The organism is Pontimicrobium aquaticum, from assembly GCF_005047595.1.
GTDB lineage: Bacteria > Bacteroidota > Bacteroidia > Flavobacteriales > Flavobacteriaceae > Pontimicrobium > Pontimicrobium aquaticum.
In genome coordinates this window covers 61,640-80,579 of record NZ_SUPL01000009.1, presented here as the reverse complement: position 1 = coordinate 80,579, position 18,940 = coordinate 61,640, and the positions used below count along the sequence as shown (strand labels likewise).

The 18,940-nt window shown below is 35.0% G+C and carries 14 protein-coding genes; 13 read left to right on the top strand and 1 reads right to left on the bottom strand.

Features of this window, described 5'->3' with window-relative positions:
* Positions 1-132: 132 nt before the first annotated feature.
* Positions 133-459: an SPOR domain-containing protein gene (locus tag E5167_RS14395; protein ID WP_239022010.1), complete on the bottom strand. Its 327-nt coding sequence runs from the start codon at positions 457-459 to the stop codon at positions 133-135.
* A 261-nt stretch (positions 460-720) separates the two neighbouring features.
* On the opposite strand from E5167_RS14395, the gene E5167_RS14390 reads away from it, so the two are divergent.
* The 13 genes from E5167_RS14390 (at position 721) to ruvA (ending at position 18,935) form a co-directional block, all read left to right on the top strand.
* Entirely contained in the window at positions 721-2,013 is a 1,293-nt protein-coding gene (locus E5167_RS14390) for a cytochrome c3 family protein (protein ID WP_136844869.1), read from the top strand.
* A 29-nt stretch (positions 2,014-2,042) separates the two neighbouring features.
* Complete coding sequence (locus E5167_RS14385) at positions 2,043-5,162, top strand: TAT-variant-translocated molybdopterin oxidoreductase (protein WP_136844864.1); 3,120 nt, start codon at positions 2,043-2,045, stop codon at positions 5,160-5,162.
* 36 nt (positions 5,163-5,198) lie between these two features.
* Positions 5,199-6,650, top strand: coding sequence for an NrfD/PsrC family molybdoenzyme membrane anchor subunit (gene nrfD, locus E5167_RS14380; RefSeq protein ID WP_136844863.1), 1,452 nt, complete (start codon positions 5,199-5,201; stop codon positions 6,648-6,650).
* Positions 6,651-6,658: 8 nt separating this feature from the next.
* Positions 6,659-7,192, top strand: a complete 534-nt coding sequence (locus E5167_RS14375; protein WP_136844862.1) for a DUF3341 domain-containing protein — start codon at positions 6,659-6,661, stop codon at positions 7,190-7,192.
* Positions 7,193-7,198: 6 nt separating this feature from the next.
* Positions 7,199-7,750 carry a c-type cytochrome gene (locus E5167_RS14370; protein WP_169301440.1) on the top strand — a complete coding sequence of 184 codons (552 nt, stop codon included), beginning with the start codon at positions 7,199-7,201 and terminating at the stop codon, positions 7,748-7,750.
* Positions 7,751-7,781: 31 nt separating this feature from the next.
* Complete coding sequence (locus E5167_RS14365; RefSeq protein ID WP_136844861.1) at positions 7,782-9,116, top strand: quinol:cytochrome C oxidoreductase; 1,335 nt, start codon at positions 7,782-7,784, stop codon at positions 9,114-9,116.
* A 28-nt stretch (positions 9,117-9,144) separates the two neighbouring features.
* Entirely contained in the window at positions 9,145-10,215 is a 1,071-nt protein-coding gene (locus tag E5167_RS14360; protein WP_136844860.1) for a cytochrome c oxidase subunit II, read from the top strand.
* Between the two features lie 32 nt (positions 10,216-10,247).
* On the top strand, positions 10,248-12,041 hold the full coding sequence (locus tag E5167_RS14355; RefSeq protein WP_136844859.1) for a cytochrome c oxidase subunit I: 1,794 nt from the start codon (positions 10,248-10,250) through the stop codon (positions 12,039-12,041).
* Between the two features lie 141 nt (positions 12,042-12,182).
* Complete coding sequence (locus E5167_RS14350) at positions 12,183-13,841, top strand: T9SS type A sorting domain-containing protein (protein ID WP_136844858.1); 1,659 nt, start codon at positions 12,183-12,185, stop codon at positions 13,839-13,841.
* A gap of 67 nt (positions 13,842-13,908) precedes the next feature.
* Positions 13,909-14,931: a Holliday junction branch migration DNA helicase RuvB gene (ruvB, locus tag E5167_RS14345; RefSeq protein ID WP_136844857.1), complete on the top strand. Its 1,023-nt coding sequence runs from the start codon at positions 13,909-13,911 to the stop codon at positions 14,929-14,931.
* A gap of 65 nt (positions 14,932-14,996) precedes the next feature.
* Positions 14,997-15,923: a tRNA epoxyqueuosine(34) reductase QueG gene (gene queG / locus E5167_RS14340; protein ID WP_136844856.1), complete on the top strand. Its 927-nt coding sequence runs from the start codon at positions 14,997-14,999 to the stop codon at positions 15,921-15,923.
* Positions 15,924-15,976: 53 nt separating this feature from the next.
* Positions 15,977-18,274, top strand: a complete 2,298-nt coding sequence (locus tag E5167_RS14335) for an NADP-dependent malic enzyme (RefSeq protein ID WP_136844855.1) — start codon at positions 15,977-15,979, stop codon at positions 18,272-18,274.
* Positions 18,275-18,353: 79 nt separating this feature from the next.
* Complete coding sequence (ruvA, locus tag E5167_RS14330) at positions 18,354-18,935, top strand: Holliday junction branch migration protein RuvA (RefSeq protein ID WP_136844854.1); 582 nt, start codon at positions 18,354-18,356, stop codon at positions 18,933-18,935.
* Positions 18,936-18,940 lie beyond the last annotated feature (5 nt).

The window sequence follows — 18,940 nt, the reverse complement described above, 5'->3', positions numbered from 1 at the left end:
CACATTTGAGCCTTAATTACAAAACACCTAACTTTGTACACAACAAAAAAACCAGTGAAGTTAACTTCACTGGTCCTATCTAATTTTTATTTATAAACTGTCAACCTATTTTAGGACGACTCATATTGTTTTTTAAAGTTTAATAATAAAAGCATTTCTAAATTCTTTCTTAATTTGCAATAAAGCACGATCGGCTTCTAATCTAGTTTTAAATTCACCAACCCAAATTTTATAATTGGGTGTTTGAAACTTCATATCTGGTTTCCAGCTAGAAAACACTTTTACAAACTCATCTCTTGCTTTTTCAGCGCCTTGACGATTCCCGTTAAAGATTTGAATTCTATAGTTAACAAGTGTTTTATTAACCTCTTTTTTTAATCGTAACAATGTTTCAATTTGCTTGTCTTGGTTTACAACAACCTCTCCCTCTTGAGCTATAATAGCACTTGTAAAAAACATTGACATTAAGAAGGTTAGAATTAAAAATTTATTACCAAATTTAACCATAGTTAATTTTATTTTGTGCAAATGTAAAGTATATTAACTTAAACATTATTATTTTTATTATTTAGAATCCTTATAAATTAGATATTAACACTTATCTAACATTTCTAAAATCGACTTTAAATGTTACTTTTGTGCGAGATTTTTATAACCGAATATTGTTCTATTTGTATGAAAAAATCGTACCAAAGTATAGAAGGTAATCTAACTAACGATATGAAACAGGTGATAAACCGTAAATTAACCGCAAGATCTCTACTGCTGGGGTTAATATTTTTACTAACATTCTCAACATCGCTATTTGCTCAAGATGGCGATCCTGCTAAAGGGAAAGCTTTATTTAATACCAATTGTGCTGCTTGTCATAGTCTCGATAAAAAAATGACTGGGCCAGCATTACGTTTTGTGGAGCAACGACTAACTAATGATGAAGGTCTTGATAGAGATTGGATTGCAGCATGGATTAGAAATAGTTCAGCAGTAGTGAAGTCTGGCGATGCTTACGGAAACAAAATTTTTAATGAGTATGGTGGAGCAGCAATGACTGCAATGCCACAGTTAAGCGATCAAGACATTAGCGATATCTTAGCATATACAGCTCAAGAAAAAGCAGCACCTCCAGCTAATGCAGGAGGAGCAACTGCACAAACAGCTGCGCAATCTGAAGGTGGTATTTCAAACGATTTAGTTCTTGGTGCACTAGCAATTTTATTTGTACTATTAGCTATTGGTTTAATAATGGTTAACAGAACATTGCGCCGCTTTGCCAAAGCTAATAATGTTGAAATTCCTGAAGATGCTCAAAGAAAACCATTATGGAAAGCATTTGTGCAAAACCAATTTTTAATGTTGGTTGTGGCAATATTCTTCCTGTTATCTAGTGCATATTTTGCATATGGTTACTTTATGCAATTAGGTATTGACCAAGGATACCAACCAGTGCAACCAATTCATTTCTCACATAAGATACATGCTGGAGATAATGGTATAGACTGTAAGTATTGTCACTCTTCTGCAAGAGTAAGTAAAACATCTGGTATTCCATCGTTAAACGTGTGTATGAACTGTCATAAATCAGTTTACGAATACAATGGTGAAACAACAGCTGAATATTCAAAAGAATTTTATGATGCTGAGATTAAAAAATTATATGCTGCAGTAGGTTGGGATGACGATAATCAAGAATACACAGGAGAAACACAGCCTGTTAAATGGGTGAGAATCCATAACCTTCCTGATTTTGCTTACTTCAATCACTCGCAACACGTTTCGGTTGCTGGACTTGAGTGTCAGACATGTCATGGTCCTGTTGAAGAAATGGAAATAATGTACCAATACTCGCCTTTAACTATGGGATGGTGTATTAACTGTCACAGAGAGACAAATGTTAAGGTTAAAGACAACGAGTATTATACAAAAATACACGAAGAGTTATCAAAAAAATATGGTGTTGACCAACTAACTGCAGCTCAAATGGGTGGGTTAGAATGTGGAAAATGTCATTACTAAATATTAAAAGAAGTTAATTCAATTATAATATGTCATCAAACAAGAAATACTGGAAAAGTGTTGAGGAGCTAAACCAAGACAATAGCTCTATGGTTGAGGCGCTTAAGCATAAAGAGTTTGTGCAAGAGATTCCTGTAGATGAATTTTTAGGAGATAAAGACACTCTTGAAACTTCTTCAACTACACGTCGTGATTTCTTAAAATATGTTGGTTTTAGTACAGCTGCTGCATCTTTAGCAGCTTGCGAAGGACCAGTTAAGAAAGCGATTCCTTATGTAGTGCAACCAGATCAAATTATTCCTGGTGTTGCAAATTACTATGCAACAACGATTGCTAATGGTCATGATTTTGCAAGTGTGTTGGTTAAAACACGTGAAGGACGACCAATAAAAATTGAAAACAATGATTTAGCAGCAACAAATGGTAGTGCAAATGCCAGAGTTAATGCGTCTGTTTTAGATTTGTATGACAGCTTAAGAGTTGGGTGGCCAAAAAAGAATGGAGAAGACAGTTCTTGGACCGAGTTTGATGCTGATACTACAGCTGGACTTAATGCAGCTGTTGCATCTGGGAAAGATATTGTGTTATTAACACAAACATTTGCAAGTCCTTCTACTTCTAAATTAATTTCAGAGTTTAAAGAAAAATATGGTAATGTTCGTCATGTAGTTTACGATGCTATTTCAGAGTCGGCTGCAATCGAAGCATACCAAAATACATATGGAGAACGTGGTTTAGCTAATTACGATTTCTCTAAAGCAGCTACAATTGTATCTGTTGGAGCTGATTTCTTAGGAGATTGGCAAGGTGGCGGATTTGATTCTGCTTATGCAAAAGGACGTATTCCAAAAAACGGAAAAATGTCGCGCCACATTCAGTTTGAGTCTAACATGAGTTTAACTGGTGCAAATGCAGATAAGCGTGTGCCTTTAAAACCAAGTGAGCAAAAAGTTGCCTTAGCAAAATTATACGGTAAAATTACTGGAAATGCTGTGTCAGGAAATCTTCCTGCTCATGTTGAAGAAGCTGTGAGTACAGCTGCTTCAGAGTTGAGTAAAGCTGGAAGCAATGGTGTTGTAGTAACCGGAATTCAAGATGTAAATGCTCAAACAGTAGTATTTGCAATAAACGAAGCTTTAGCAAGTAAAGCCTTCGATCCTAATACGCCAATTAAAACAAGACAAGGTAACGATAAAGCAGTTGCGCAATTAGTGGCAGATATGAATGCTGGTAAGGTTGGTGCTTTAATTATGAGTGGTGTAAATCCAATATATACATTACCTAATGCTGCTGAATTTGAATCAGGATTAGCTAATGTGGATATGTCTGTGGCGTTTTCTATGAAAGAAAATGAAACATCGACATTGTGTAATTACATTGCTGCTGCACCTCACTATTTAGAATCTTGGGGAGATGTAGAGCTTAAAAAAGGACACTACGGATTAATGCAACCAGCTATTCGTCCGTTATTCGATACTAAACAATTTCAAGAGGCTTTATTAATGTGGAATGGTAATGATATGACATACCATGATTACATAAAAGACAATTGGGCTAACAATATATTAAACGGTGGCTCTTGGAATCAAGCATTACACGATGGTGTGTTTGTAGGAACTTCTTCATTAGTTGAAGATACAACTGATAGTGAAGCTGAAGACCAAACACCAATGGATGCAAGTACTGCAGCAAGAGCGTTAGCTACGTCATCGTCTTCTGGATTTGAGTTAACATTATACTCAAAAACAGGAATGGGAGATGGACAACAAGCTAATAACCCTTGGTTACAAGAGTTTCCAGATCCATTAACAAGAATTACTTGGGATAACTACTTAACGGTATCTGAAGCCGATGCTAAAGAATTAGGGCTAGATTTAGCACCTAGCACCTTCTTTAGTCAAAGTCAGCATGATGCAACAGGTGGTTTAAACGGGAAATATGCTAATGTTACAGCTAATGGAGTTACAGTAACAGTTCCAGTAATTATTCAACCAGGGCAAGCTAAAGGAACTTTTGGATTATCATTTGGATATGGTAGATCATTAGGAATGAAATCTGAAATGCAAACAGGAGTAAATGCATATCCGTTGTATGTTAACTTTAATCCTGTTCAAGAAGTTTCGATTGAAGTAGCTTCTGGAAGACATGAGTTTGCAAGTGTGCAGTTACACAATACTTTAATGGGTCGTGGCGATATTATTAGAGAAACTACGCTTGAAGTATTTAATACTAAAGATAAAGATTATTATAATGCAGTTCCTGTAGTATCATTAAACCATAAAGAAACACCAGTTAACTCTTCTAGAGTTGATTTATGGGATGAGTTTGATCGTTCTATAGGTCATCATTTTAACTTGTCAATAGACTTAAATGCTTGTACAGGATGTGGTGCTTGTGTTATTGCATGTCATGCTGAAAATAACGTACCAGTTGTAGGTAAAGAAGAAATTAGACGTAGTCGTGATATGCACTGGTTACGTATAGATAGATACTATTCATCCGAAGCATCTTTTGAAGGTGATAACGAAAAGAAAGATAATATTAAAGGTTTAGGAAGCTCGTTAAGTACGTTTGGCGAAATGGAATCTCCAGCAGCCAACCCTCAAGTAGCGTTCCAGCCAATAATGTGTCAGCACTGTAATCACGCACCTTGTGAAACAGTATGTCCAGTGGCAGCAACATCACACGGTCGTCAAGGTCAAAACCACATGGCATATAACCGTTGTGTAGGTACTCGTTACTGTGCTAATAACTGTCCGTATAAAGTACGTCGTTTTAACTGGTTCTTATATAATGGCAATGATGAATTTGATTACCACATGAATGATGATTTAGGACGTATGGTAATTAACCCTGATGTTACTGTAAGATCTCGTGGTGTTATGGAAAAATGTTCTATGTGTATTCAAATGACACAAAAAACAGTTCTTGATGCTAAACGTGATGGAAGAGTAGTAAAACCAAACGAATTTAAAACAGCATGTTCTGCAGCTTGTAGCAATGGAGCAATGAAGTTTGGAGATATCAATGATAAAAAGAGCGATATAGCAGCTCTTAAAGATGATAAAAGAGCGTATCACTTACTAGAAAGTGTTGGTACTAAACCAAATGTGGTGTATCAAGTGAAAGTAAGAAATACGGAAGCATAAATAATAAATTAATTAAGAAACAATTATAAAAGGATTATGGCGTCTCACTACGAAGCACCTATTAGAAGACCTTTAGTTACAGGAGAAAAATCATACCACGATGTTACTGTGGATGTAGCTGCTCCAGTTGAAGGAAAAGCAAACAAACAATGGTGGATTGTATTTTCTATTGCTCTTGTGGCCTTTCTTTGGGGATTAGGTTGTATAATTTATACAATATCAACAGGTATTGGTACTTGGGGATTAAACAAAACCGTTGGTTGGGCTTGGGATATTACTAACTTCGTTTGGTGGGTTGGTATTGGTCACGCAGGAACACTTATTTCTGCAGTACTATTATTATTCCGTCAAAAATGGAGAATGGCAATTAACCGTTCTGCAGAAGCAATGACAATTTTTTCGGTAGTTCAAGCAGGATTGTTCCCAATTATTCACATGGGACGACCTTGGTTAGGATATTGGGTATTACCTATTCCAAACCAGTTTGGATCACTTTGGGTTAACTTTAACTCGCCATTACTTTGGGATGTATTTGCAATTTCTACCTATCTATCTGTATCATTAGTATTTTGGTGGACAGGGTTATTGCCAGATTTTGCAATGATTAGAGATAGAGCTGTTAGACCTTTTCAAAAGAAAATATATTCTTTATTATCATTTGGATGGTCTGGTAGAGCTAAAGATTGGCAACGTTTTGAAGAAGTATCTTTGGTACTTGCAGGTTTAGCAACACCATTAGTACTTTCTGTACACACTATTGTATCATTTGACTTCGCAACATCGGTAATTCCAGGTTGGCATACTACAATATTCCCACCATACTTCGTTGCAGGGGCTATTTTCTCAGGATTCGCCATGGTAAACACGCTTCTTATTATTATGAGAAAAGTGTGTAATCTTGAAGATTATATCACAGTACAACACATCGAGTTAATGAACATAGTCATTATGATTACAGGTTCTATCGTAGGTGTGGCGTATATCACTGAGCTGTTTATTGCTTGGTACTCAGGTGTTGAATATGAGCAATACGCCTTCTTAAACAGAGCAACAGGACCTTATGCTTGGGCATATTGGGCAATGATGACTTGTAACGTGTTCTCGCCACAGTTTATGTGGTTTAAAAAGTTGCGTACAAGTATTATGTTCTCGTTCTTTATTTCAATTGTAGTAAATATTGGAATGTGGTTTGAACGTTTTGTAATTATTGTAACATCGTTGCATAGAGATTATTTACCATCATCTTGGTCTATGTTCTCGCCAACGTTTGTTGATATTGGAATTTTCATTGGAACAATAGGGTTCTTCTTCGTGTTATTCTTACTGTACGCAAGAACATTCCCAGTGATTGCACAAGCAGAGGTGAAGACCATTTTAAAATCTTCAGGCGAGCGTTATAAAAAAATTAGAGAAGCAGGTAATAGTTTAGTTGGTACTGGAGCAGACGAAAGAACTTCAGGAGATAATTCTAAAAAAACAAAAAATTAAGATAGCATATGGAGTCTACAAAAGTAATTCACGCTATTTATACAGATGATGATGTGTTAATGTCGGCCGTTAAAAAGGTTAAAGCAGCAAAGTATCACATAGAAGAAATATACACCCCTTTTCCAGTACATGGACTAGACAAAGCAATGGGATTGGCACCAACGCGTATTGCTATTACAGCATTTATATACGGTTGCCTTGGTTTAACTGTAGCTATAGTTATGATGAACTATATCATGATTGAAGATTGGCCTCAAAACATTGGTGGTAAACCAAGTTTTAGCTATCTAGAAAATATGCCTGCATTTGTGCCTATTATGTTTGAGCTTACAGTATTTTTCTCAGCGCACTTAATGGTAATAACATTTTACTTACGTAGTAGAATGTGGCCATTTAAAAAAGCTGAAAACCCAGATCCTAGAACTACTGATGATCATTTTTTAATGGAGATACCAGTGCATGGTAATGAAAAAGAATTAGAATCATTTTTAGCAGATACAGGAGCAGTAGAAATTAACATTGTAGATAAAGAAGCACATTAATATATTATGAAAGGCTTAATTAAAATATTAGTATTGGCAATAATGGTAAGTTCGGTAATGTCTTGTAACGATAGTTCTGCACCAAACTATCAGTTTATGCCAAACATGTACGAATCACCAAGTTATGAAACTTATATGGCTTACGACATATTTCCAGAACAACAATCTGCAATGCTTCCTGTAGAAGGGACAATTGCTAGAGGGCATACATTGTTTGAATATGGAAGTTCTACTGCCGAGTATGATCGCGCTAAAGCAGAATTAGTAAGCCCTTTAGATTCTACTCAAGTTGATTTTGCAAGAGGAAAAGAGTTATACGATATTTACTGTAGTACATGCCACGGAACAAAAGGAGATGGACAAGGAAACTTAGTAAAAAGAGAGAAAATTGCAGGAATCCCTAAATATAATGATGCTGCACGAGCCATTAATGAAGGTAGCATTTACCACGTAATTTATTATGGAAAAAATGCTATGGGCTCTCATAAAAACCAGCTTAGAGAAGAAGAACGTTGGCAAGTAGCTGCTTACGTAATGAAATTAAAAGCAGATTTATAAAAATAAGATTTAGATAAAGTTATATATCGATATGTACACCATTTCAAATAGATTAAAAATAGTCTCACTTATCCTAATTATTGTAGGAGCAGGATTATGGGGAACAAGTTATGTGTCTTCTCACGTTTCAGTAGAGGATGTAAAAACGATGTTAGCTGAAGAAGACGCATCTCATGGCGGAGGTCATGGTACTGAAGCAACAACACATGAACCAGCAGCCGACTCGCATGGAGAAGAAACATCTCATGATTCAGCTGAAGCTCATGATGACGAACATGCAGAACACGTGATGCATCAAATTCATAACAGACCATATTCGGCTCTTTATGTAGCAGCATTTTTCTTCTTTATGATTGCTTTAGGTGTATTAGCTTTTTATGGTATTCAATACGCTTCACAAGCAGGATGGTCGCCAGTACTATTTAGAGTGATGGAAGGTATTACATATTACGTATTGCCAGGAGGTTTAATAGTATTAGCTATTGCTATGTGGGCAGGTGACCATATATTTATTTGGATGGATCCTGAAGTTGTTGCTCATGATGAGTTAATACAAGGAAAAGCAGGATGGTTAAACAAAACAGGGTTCTTTATTCGTGGATTAATTTTCTTAGGTGGTTGGAGTTTATATAGATACTTTTCTCGTAAATTTTCGATTGCTCAAGATAGTGCAGATGACAACAGAAACTTCAAAAAGAATTTCCGTATTTCGGCAGCATTCTTAGTATTTTATATTTACACAGAATCAATGATGTCTTGGGACTGGATTATGAGTGTAGATCCTCACTGGTTCTCAACATTATTTGGTTGGTATGTGTTTGCAAGTATGTTTGTAAGTGGTATTACAGTAATTGCATTAGTTACTATGTATTTAAAATCTAAAGGATTAATGGAGTTTGTAAACGACAGTCACATGCACGATTTGGCTAAGTTTATGTTTGCTATTAGTATTTTCTGGACGTATTTATGGTTCTCTCAATTTATGTTAATATGGTATGCTAATATACCTGAAGAAGTAACATACTTTGTAACTAGAATAGAAGATTATAAATTACCATTCTTTGGCATGTTAGCTCTAAACTTTATATTTCCATTCTTAGTACTAATGAATAGTGATTATAAACGTATTAATTGGTTTATCGTTATGGCAGGTATAGCCATACTAGTTGGACACTACATAGATGTTTATAACATGATTATGCCAGCAACAGTTGGTGATAGATGGGGATTTGGTTTTGCAGAATTTGGAGCTGTGTTCTTTTTCCTTGGATTGTTCTTGTTAATTGTATTCTATGCAATATCAAAACAACCATTATTAGCCAAAGGAAATCCTTTTGTTAAAGAAAGTGAACAATTCCATTATTAATTAATAAAAATAAAGACGAAGAATAACAATGACAGCTTTATTAACAATTATAGTTTTAGTATTTATTACTGTTGCCATATGGCAAATGGTAAAGATTTTCGATTTAGCCAATGCTAATAATGAAAATTCTCAAGTTGCCAATGATAAAGATAATAGAGTTAATGGATATTTAATGTTAGGCTTCTTAGCCTTCATTTATATTATTACAATTGTATGCCTTGTAAAATGGGGAGATTTACCATTAATGTCTAATTCAGCTTCTGCTCATGGACCTCAAATAGACAATTTAATGATTATCTCTATGGTTATCATTTTTATTGTTCAAACCATTACACAATTCTTACTACATTATTTTGCTTTTAAATATAAAGGTGAAAAAGGACGTAAAGCATTATTTTATGCTGATAATGATAAATTAGAGTTCATCTGGACCATTATTCCAGTTATTACACTAGCAGGTTTAATTATTTATGGTTTATTCACTTGGTCAGACATCATGAACTTCGAAGAAGAAGAAGATGCCTTAGTGGTTGAGCTTTACGCACAACAGTTTAACTGGAAAGCAAGATATGCCGGAAATGATAATGTGCTGGGAGATGCAAATGTTAGATTAATTAATCTAGATAATGCAAATATTTTAGGATTAGATGAAGCTGATCCTAACGCTCAAGACGATATTATTACTACAGAATTACATTTACCAGTAGGAAGACAAGTAATATTTAAAATGCGATCGCAAGATGTATTGCACTCAGCATACATGCCACATTTTAGAGCTCAAATGAACTGTGTTCCTGGAATGATTACTCAGTTTGCTTTTACACCAACAGTGACTACAGCAGAAATGAGACAGAACCCTGATATGGTAGAAAAAGTAGCTAATATTAACGATATTAGAACTAATAAAAGTAAAGATTTGATTGCAAAAGGTGAAGAAGCATTAGACCCTTATGAGTTTGATTACCTTTTAATTTGTAATAAAATATGTGGAAAATCTCACTATAACATGCAAATGAAAATAGTTGTTGAAACTGAAGAAGAGTACAATGCTTGGATAAAAGAGCAGCAAATTTTTAAAAACTCATTAGTTCAAAATTAATTATAACAAAAAGAATAAAATAAATATAGATTATGTCAGCACACGCAGATACTCACGCTCACGAAGACGACCACGGACATCATCATAAAGAAACCTTTGTAACTAAATATATATTTAGTCAAGATCATAAAATGATTGCAAAGCAGTACCTAATTACAGGTACTATTATGGGAGTTATTGGTGTTATGATGTCATTAATGATTCGTATGCAAATTGCATGGCCTGAACAACCAAATGCTATTTTTGAAGCACTATTAGGTAAATGGGCTCCAGGAGGTGTTATGGATGCTGATATGTATTTAGCATTGGTAACTATACATGGTACCATCATGGTATTTTTTGTGTTAACAGCAGGATTAAGTGGTACATTTAGTAACTTATTAATACCATTGCAAATTGGTGCTCGAGACATGGCTTCAGGATTCCTTAATATGGTCTCTTATTGGCTATTTTTCTTGTCAAGTGTAATCATGGTCATTTCATTATTTGTTGAAGCAGGACCTGCAGCAGCTGGGTGGACAATTTATCCTCCTTTAAGTGCATTGCCAATGGCTCAAGGTGGATCAGGAGCAGGTATGACACTCTGGTTAGTATCTATGGCAATATTTATTGCATCGTCATTACTAGGATCGCTTAACTATATTGTAACAGTAATAAACTTACGTACTAAAGGAATGTCTATGACAAGACTTCCATTAACTATCTGGGCATTTTTTGTAACAGCAATTATTGGTGTGGTTTCGTTTCCAGTATTATTATCTGCAGCATTATTATTAATAATGGATAGAAGTTTTGGAACATCATTCTTCTTATCTGATATATTTATCCAAGGTGAAGTATTGCATTACCAAGGAGGTTCTCCAGTACTATTTGAACACTTATTCTGGTTCCTAGGTCACCCAGAAGTATATATTGTATTATTACCAGCATTAGGTATAACTTCCGAAGTTATTGCAACAAACTCACGTAAACCTATTTTTGGTTATCGCGCTATGGTTGCTTCAATTTTAGCAATTGCATTCTTATCTACAATTGTTTGGGGTCACCATATGTTCGTATCAGGAATGAATCCGTTCTTAGGTTCGGTGTTTACATTTACAACCTTATTAATTGCAATACCTTCAGCTGTAAAAGCATTTAACTACATAACAACCCTCTGGAAGGGTAATCTCCAGTTTAACCCTGCAATGCTATTCTCTATTGGACTAGTATCCACTTTCATTACAGGTGGTTTAACAGGAATTATTTTGGGTGATAGTGCTTTAGATATTAACGTACACGATACGTATTTCGTTGTAGCACACTTTCATTTAGTAATGGGTATCTCAGCGCTTTATGGAATGTTTGCTGGAATTTACCATTGGTTCCCTAAAATGTTTGGACGAATGCTTAATAAAAATTTAGGATATATCCATTTTTGGGTAACAGCTATTTGTGCTTATGGTGTATTTTTCCCAATGCACTTTATAGGTATGGCTGGTTTACCACGTCGTTATTATACAAATAGTAATTTCCCATTATTTGATGATTTATCTAATGTCAATGTCGTAATTACATTGTTTGCCCTAATTGGAGGAGCATTTCAATTAGTGTTCTTATGGAACTTCTTCTACAGTATGTTCTATGGTAAGAAAACAGTTCAAAACCCATGGAAATCTAACACGCTTGAATGGACAGCACCAGTTAAGCATATTCATGGAAACTGGGAAGGCGACATACCTCATGTACACCGTTGGGCTTATGATTATAGCAAACCAGGACATGATGACGATTTTGTGCCACAAAATGTGCCCTTAAAAGAAGGAGAAGAAGAACTTCAACATTAGATTTAAAAAGTTATATAATATATTTAAAAGCCTTTCTACTATAGAAAGGCTTTTTGTTATAGTGTTGTTAATTTAGATAAGAAGTTAACTATATCTTGATTTTTGTAGTATTTTAGTCTCATATACTTTAATCTTAAAACTATGAAAAAAACTACTTTTCTATTTTTCTTCTCTTTGTTTAACTTGTTTCATATAGCAACAGTTAAAGCACAAACTGTTCTTGAAAGTTTTGAAACAGAAACAGTTACTTCTAGTTCATTTACTTCTGGTTCAAAAAGCTTTAATATAGTAAACGGACAGGTATCAACATTTGCCAATAGTGGTGTTGGGGATTCGCAACGGTACTTAGATAATATAGGTTCTTGTGGGTCACAATCAAATGTAAATTTTAAAACTGCTGATGGGTCAGATATTTATATTCACTCATTATATGTTTATTCTAGTACTGATTGTTCAGGAGTGCCAGTAAATACAAATCAAGCAGCTACATTAAAGGCATATAAAGACAATAGCGAAGTTTTTTCTTTAACAATTGATGACACTGGTGGGGATGTAACTTGGACAAATCAAGAAACCAACGGTTTTACTTTTATAGACCTAGTGAGTTTAGGGTATGGAGATACATTAGTAGATGAAATTAGTTTAGATCTTTCTGGTGGAACACTTATCTATGCCGCAATAGATGAGATTATATGGTCACCATCACCAGTTGGAAACTATAGTCTTGAAAACTTTGAAACGGCTTCAGATAATGCTACAACCTTTGTTAGTAACAGCCAATCTTTTACACTAAACAACGCTTTACAGGTTCACACAGACGGAACAAAAATTGGAGTGGGCGAGAGCTTGTATTACTTAGATAATTTAGATGCATCACCCTCGTTAATAGCAGACGGAGGGACTCCTTATTCAACCTCAATTGAAACAACAAATGGAAACAATATTTATTTAAAAGGGTTTTACCTATATATGAGCAATAATAGCTCTTATAGCGACTTGCATTCGGTTGGAGTCACTATAAAAGGTTATAAAGATGGCTCAGGAACACCAGTGTTCACCCAAACGTTTTCACCTCCTTTTGACGATGATAACAAAGGATTTAATTTTTTAGGACTTTCCAATACAAATCAAAATATTCTCATCGATAAGTTTGAAATTGTCCCTTTAAACAATACAGCTGGCGGAGCTAACGAAGTACACTATTTAGCAATAGATAATTTATACTTCGAAATTCCTACAACTCCAACAGTAACCACAACAACTGTGTCAACATTTGGTTCCACATCAGCAGTTATGGGTGGTAATGTAACTTCAGATGGTGGAGTAACGGTAACCGAACGAGGCATTGTTTATGCAATAACGTCCCAAAATGCCAATCCACAGATAGGAGGCGCAAATGTTATTAAAGATGAGAACGGTTCTGGAACAGGAATGTTCAGCGAATCTATTACAGGATTAACATCAAATACTCAATACTCTTATGTAGCCTATGCTATTAATAGTAAAGGAACAAGCTATGGTGAAGTTAAAACTTTTGTTACAGGAATTTTAGGGTTAGAGGAAACTTCATTAAAAAATGCAATAAATTTATATCCAAACCCAGTAAATAATGTACTCTATTTAAATACTAATACTGTAAAAATTCAAAAAGCGCACCTATACGATATCTTAGGAAAGAGGATTCAACATATTCAACTTAAAAATGAAACGATGAATTTTTCTTCTTTAGAAAAAGGAATTTATTTACTAAAAATCGAAACAGATAAAGGTAACACTACTAAAAAAGTTGTGAAGCAATAACAAATTACTTTTAAAATAAGCAAAAACCCTTTCTGAATTAGAAAGGGTTTTTATTTATATTTGAAGTATGAACGAAAATCTTAATCCATCCAGCGAAAACCTATCTTCAGAAGAACATGATATAGAAAGAGCCTTAAGGCCATTGTCCTTTGAAGATTTTGCAGGACAAGATCAAGTGTTAGAAAATCTAAAAGTTTTTGTTGAAGCATCTAATTTACGTGGAGATGCATTAGATCACACCTTGTTTCATGGACCACCAGGATTAGGGAAAACCACCTTAGCACATATTTTATCGAATGAGTTAGAGGTAGGCATTAAAGTAACTTCTGGACCTGTATTAGATAAACCAGGAGATTTGGCAGGATTGCTAACCAATCTCGAAGAACGTGATGTCTTATTTATAGATGAGATTCATCGTTTAAGTCCTATAGTTGAAGAGTATTTATATTCTGCAATGGAAGACTTTAAAATCGATATTATGATTGAGACTGGACCTAACGCACGTTCAGTTCAAATCAATTTAAATCCATTTACCTTAGTTGGAGCCACAACACGTTCAGGATTGTTAACAGCGCCAATGCGAGCACGTTTTGGCATTAGTAGTAGATTACAATATTATTCAACAGAATTATTATCAACTATTGTACAGCGTAGTGCGCACATCTTAAAAGTGCCTATTTCTATGGAAGCAGCAATAGAAATTGCTGGACGAAGTAGAGGTACTCCTAGAATTGCAAATGCATTATTAAGAAGAGTCAGGGATTTTGCTCAAATAAAAGGCAATGGAAGCATTGATATCGAGATTTCAAAGTATAGCTTAAAAGCGCTAAACGTAGATGCGCATGGTCTTGATGAAATGGATAATAAAATTCTAACGACGATAATAGATAAATTTAAAGGAGGTCCAGTTGGGATTACTACTTTGGCAACTGCAGTTAGTGAAAGTGCCGAAACTATTGAAGAGGTGTACGAACCATTTTTAATACAGCAAGGGTTTATTATGCGCACACCTCGAGGACGTGAAGTCACCGAATTTGCTTACAAACATCTAGGTAGAATCAAAGGAAATGCTCAAGGTGGATTGTTTTAACGCTAAGCGTCATTCTAAACTGTTACACTGAGCGTTGCCGAAGTGTTGTTTCGGAATCTTATTAAATGAATAATAAAACTAAATATACCAACCTCATCAAAACCGAAGCCAAACGCCTCGGTTTTTTGTCTTGTGGTATTAGTCAAGCTCAGTTTTTGGAAGAAGAAGCGCCTCGACTAGAAAAATGGTTAAATAATAATATGCATGGCAAAATGCAATACATGGAAAACCATTTTGATAAGCGCTTAGACCCAACCAAACTAGTTGAAGGCTCTAAAAGTGTGGTGTCGTTATTACTTAATTATTTCCCTTCTGAAATTCAAAAAGATACATCTGCTCCAAAAATCAGTAAATATGCTTATGGTACAGACTACCATTTTGTGATTAAAGACAAACTCAAACAATTATTACAATTCATTCAAGACAATATAGGAGAAGTAGCAGGCAGAGCATTTGTTGATTCTGCTCCAGTATTAGATAAAGCTTGGGCAGCAAAATCAGGTTTGGGTTGGATAGGGAAACACAGTAATTTATTGACACAGCAAGTAGGGTCGTTTTATTTTATTGCAGAATTAATAATCGATTTAGCGTTGGAGTATGATACACCAACCACAGATCATTGTGGTACATGTACAGCATGCATAGATGCGTGTCCAACTCAAGCAATTACGGAGCCTTATGTGGTAGATGGTAGTAAATGTATTTCATATTTCACGATAGAACTCAAGGACAATATTCCATCAGAATTTAAAGGACAATTTGATAATTGGATGTTTGGCTGCGATGTGTGTCAAGATGTTTGCCCTTGGAATCGGTTTTCAAAACCACATAATGAACCACTTTTTAATCCGCATCCAGAATTATTAGAAATGACAAAAAAAGATTGGGAAGAGATTACGGAAGACACCTTTAAAAAAGTGTTTAAAAAATCGGCAGTAAAGCGTACAAAGTTTTCAGGACTTACCCGAAACATTAAATTTTTAAAAGATTAGGCTATTAATTTCTACGTTGTATCTTTGCCAATTCATAGCTAACTAACGAGAATATGAGTAAGGAAAAGGAGAGTAAACGAAAGGAGAGTAAACGAAGAGAAGCTTTAATTTACCACGCCAAGCCAAGTCCCGGAAAAATAAAAGTAGTGCCTACTAAAAAGTACGCCACTCAAAGAGATTTATCTTTAGCTTATTCACCTGGAGTAGCCGAACCTTGCTTAGAAATTGAAAAAGATAAAGCTAATGCTTATAAATATACGGCTAAAGGAAATTTAGTGGCTGTAATTTCTAATGGGACAGCAGTTTTAGGATTGGGTAATATTGGGCCTGAAGCCTCTAAGCCAGTTATGGAAGGGAAGGGATTACTTTTTAAAATATTTGCCGATATTGATGTGTTTGATATAGAAATAGGCACAGAAGATGTTGAAGAGTTTATTCAAACAGTAAAAAACATAGCGCCTACGTTTGGTGGTATTAATCTTGAAGATATTAAAGCTCCAGAAGCTTTTGAAATAGAAAGACGCTTAAAAGAAGAACTCGATATTCCTGTAATGCATGATGACCAACATGGTACAGCAATTATATCAGCCGCCGCATTATTAAATGCCTTAGAGATTATAGAAAAAAATATTGAGGATGTAACAATTGTAATAAGTGGTGCTGGAGCAGCTGCGATTTCTTGTACACGCTTATATCAATCGTTTGGAGCAGAGCGTGAGAATATTGTCATGTTAGATAGTAAAGGCGTTATTAGAAAAGACAGAGATAATTTAACATCTCAAAAAGCAGAATTTGCTACATCTAGAGATATTAACACACTTGAGGACGCCATGGAAGATGCCGATGTGTTCATTGGTTTATCAACATCAAATATTGTAACACCTGGGATGCTAAAAACCATGGCAAAAAACCCAATAGTTTTTGCTATGGCAAATCCTGATCCTGAAATCGCTTACCAATTGGCAATTGATACTAGAGATGATATTATTATGGCAACTGGACGTAGCGATCATCCTAACCAAGTAAATAATGTGCTAGGTTTTCCTTTTATTTTTAGAGGTGCTTTAGATGTTAGAGCAACTTCTATTAATGAGGAGATGAAAAAAGCAGCTGTTATTGCATTAGCAGAATTAGCCAAAGAACCCGTTCCGGAACAAGTAAATGTTGCCTATGGCGAAACACGTTTAACATTTGGTAAAGAGTATATTATACCTAAACCTTTTGATCCAAGGTTAATAAGTGTAGTCCCGCCAGCGGTTGCTAAAGCAGCTATGGATAGTGGTGTAGCTACTGAGCCCATTGAAGATTGGGAAAGATACGAAGAACTTTTACTGCAGCGATTGGGACATGATAATAAGCTAGTGCGTTTGTTACACAGTCGAGCAAAATTAAACCCAAAGCGTGTTGTTTTTGCTGAAGCAGACCAATTAACGGTTTTAAAAGCAGCGCAAATAGTTCATGAAGAAGGTATAGCCATACCAATTTTGTTGGGACGAAGAGATAAAATTGAAAAGCTAAAAGAAGAAATCGAATTTGAAGCTGATGTAGAAATAATTGATCCAAAATCTGATGAGCAAGAAGCAACCAAAAATGCCTATGCAAATATTTATTGGAGCCAACGAAATAGACGCGGCATTACACAGCATACTGCCAAAAAGCTCATGCGTGAACGTAATTATTATGCTGCAATGATGGTAAATGAAGGTGATGCTGATGCGCTTATTTCAGGGTTTTCAAGAAATTATCCAACGGTTGTAAAACCAATGTTAGAATTAATTGGACTTGACAAAGGAGCTACTAGAATTGCAACAACTAATGTGTTAATGACACAACGAGGACCTTTATTTTTAAGTGATACCTCTATTAATATAGATCCTAGCTCAAAAGACCTTGCTAAAATAGCTCAAATGACGGCTACTACAGTAAAAATGTTTGGCATAGAACCAGTTATGGCAATGATTTCGTATTCTAATTTTGGATCATCAAGTAACGAAAAGGCATCAAAAGTAAGGCAAGCCGTATCGTATTTGCATCGTTATTACCCTAGTTTAATTGTTGATGGTGAATTTCAAACAGACTTTGCTTTAAATAATGAAATGCGCCAAGATATTTTTCCTTCTTCAAAATTAGCTGGACGAAAAGTTAACACATTGATATTTCCTAACTTAGATTCGGCAAATATTACTTACAAGCTTTTAAAAGAGTTAAATAAGGCCGAAAATATTGGCCCAATTATGATGGGATTAAAAAAACCAGCACACATTTTACAGCTAGATGCTAGTGTTGATGAAATAGTAAATATGGCAGCAATTGCGGTAATAGATGCTCAAAAAAAGCAAAAAAGAGTGTAAAACTAGGGTCTGCGGTTAGATTATGTCGTTATAATGTATAATTATTTTATTACATTTGGAGCGTAACTAAACCAAATCTATGATTACGCATATACAAGGTAAACTTGTTGAAAAAAATCCTACAGATGTTGTGATTGATTGTAATGGTGTTGGCTATTTGCTAAATATTTCATTGCATACGTATTCTCAAATACCCAATCAAGAACATCTAAAACTCTATACGCATCTTCAAGTTAAAGAAGATTCGCATACACTTTATGGGTTTTCATCGCTTGGTGAAAGACAAATTTTTAGACTACTTATTTCTGTAAGTGGTATTGGAACAAGTACAGCACGAACCATGTTATCGTCCTTAACACCTAAACAGGTTAGGGAAGCAATTGCAGTAGAAGACGTAGCTTTAATTCAGTCAGTTAAAGGTATTGGTCTTAAAACCGCGCAACGTGTTGTGATAGAACTAAAAGATAAAGTTTTAAAAGCCTACGATATTGATGAAGGAATTACATTCCAAAGCAATACTAATAAAGATGAAGCGTTATCTGCATTAGAAGTTCTTGGTTTTGCCAAAAAGCAATCCGAACGCGTTGTAGATAAAATTGTTTCCAGCAACCAAGAAGCAAGTGTCGAAGCTATTATAAAAGAAGCCTTAAAAAAATTATAATTGAT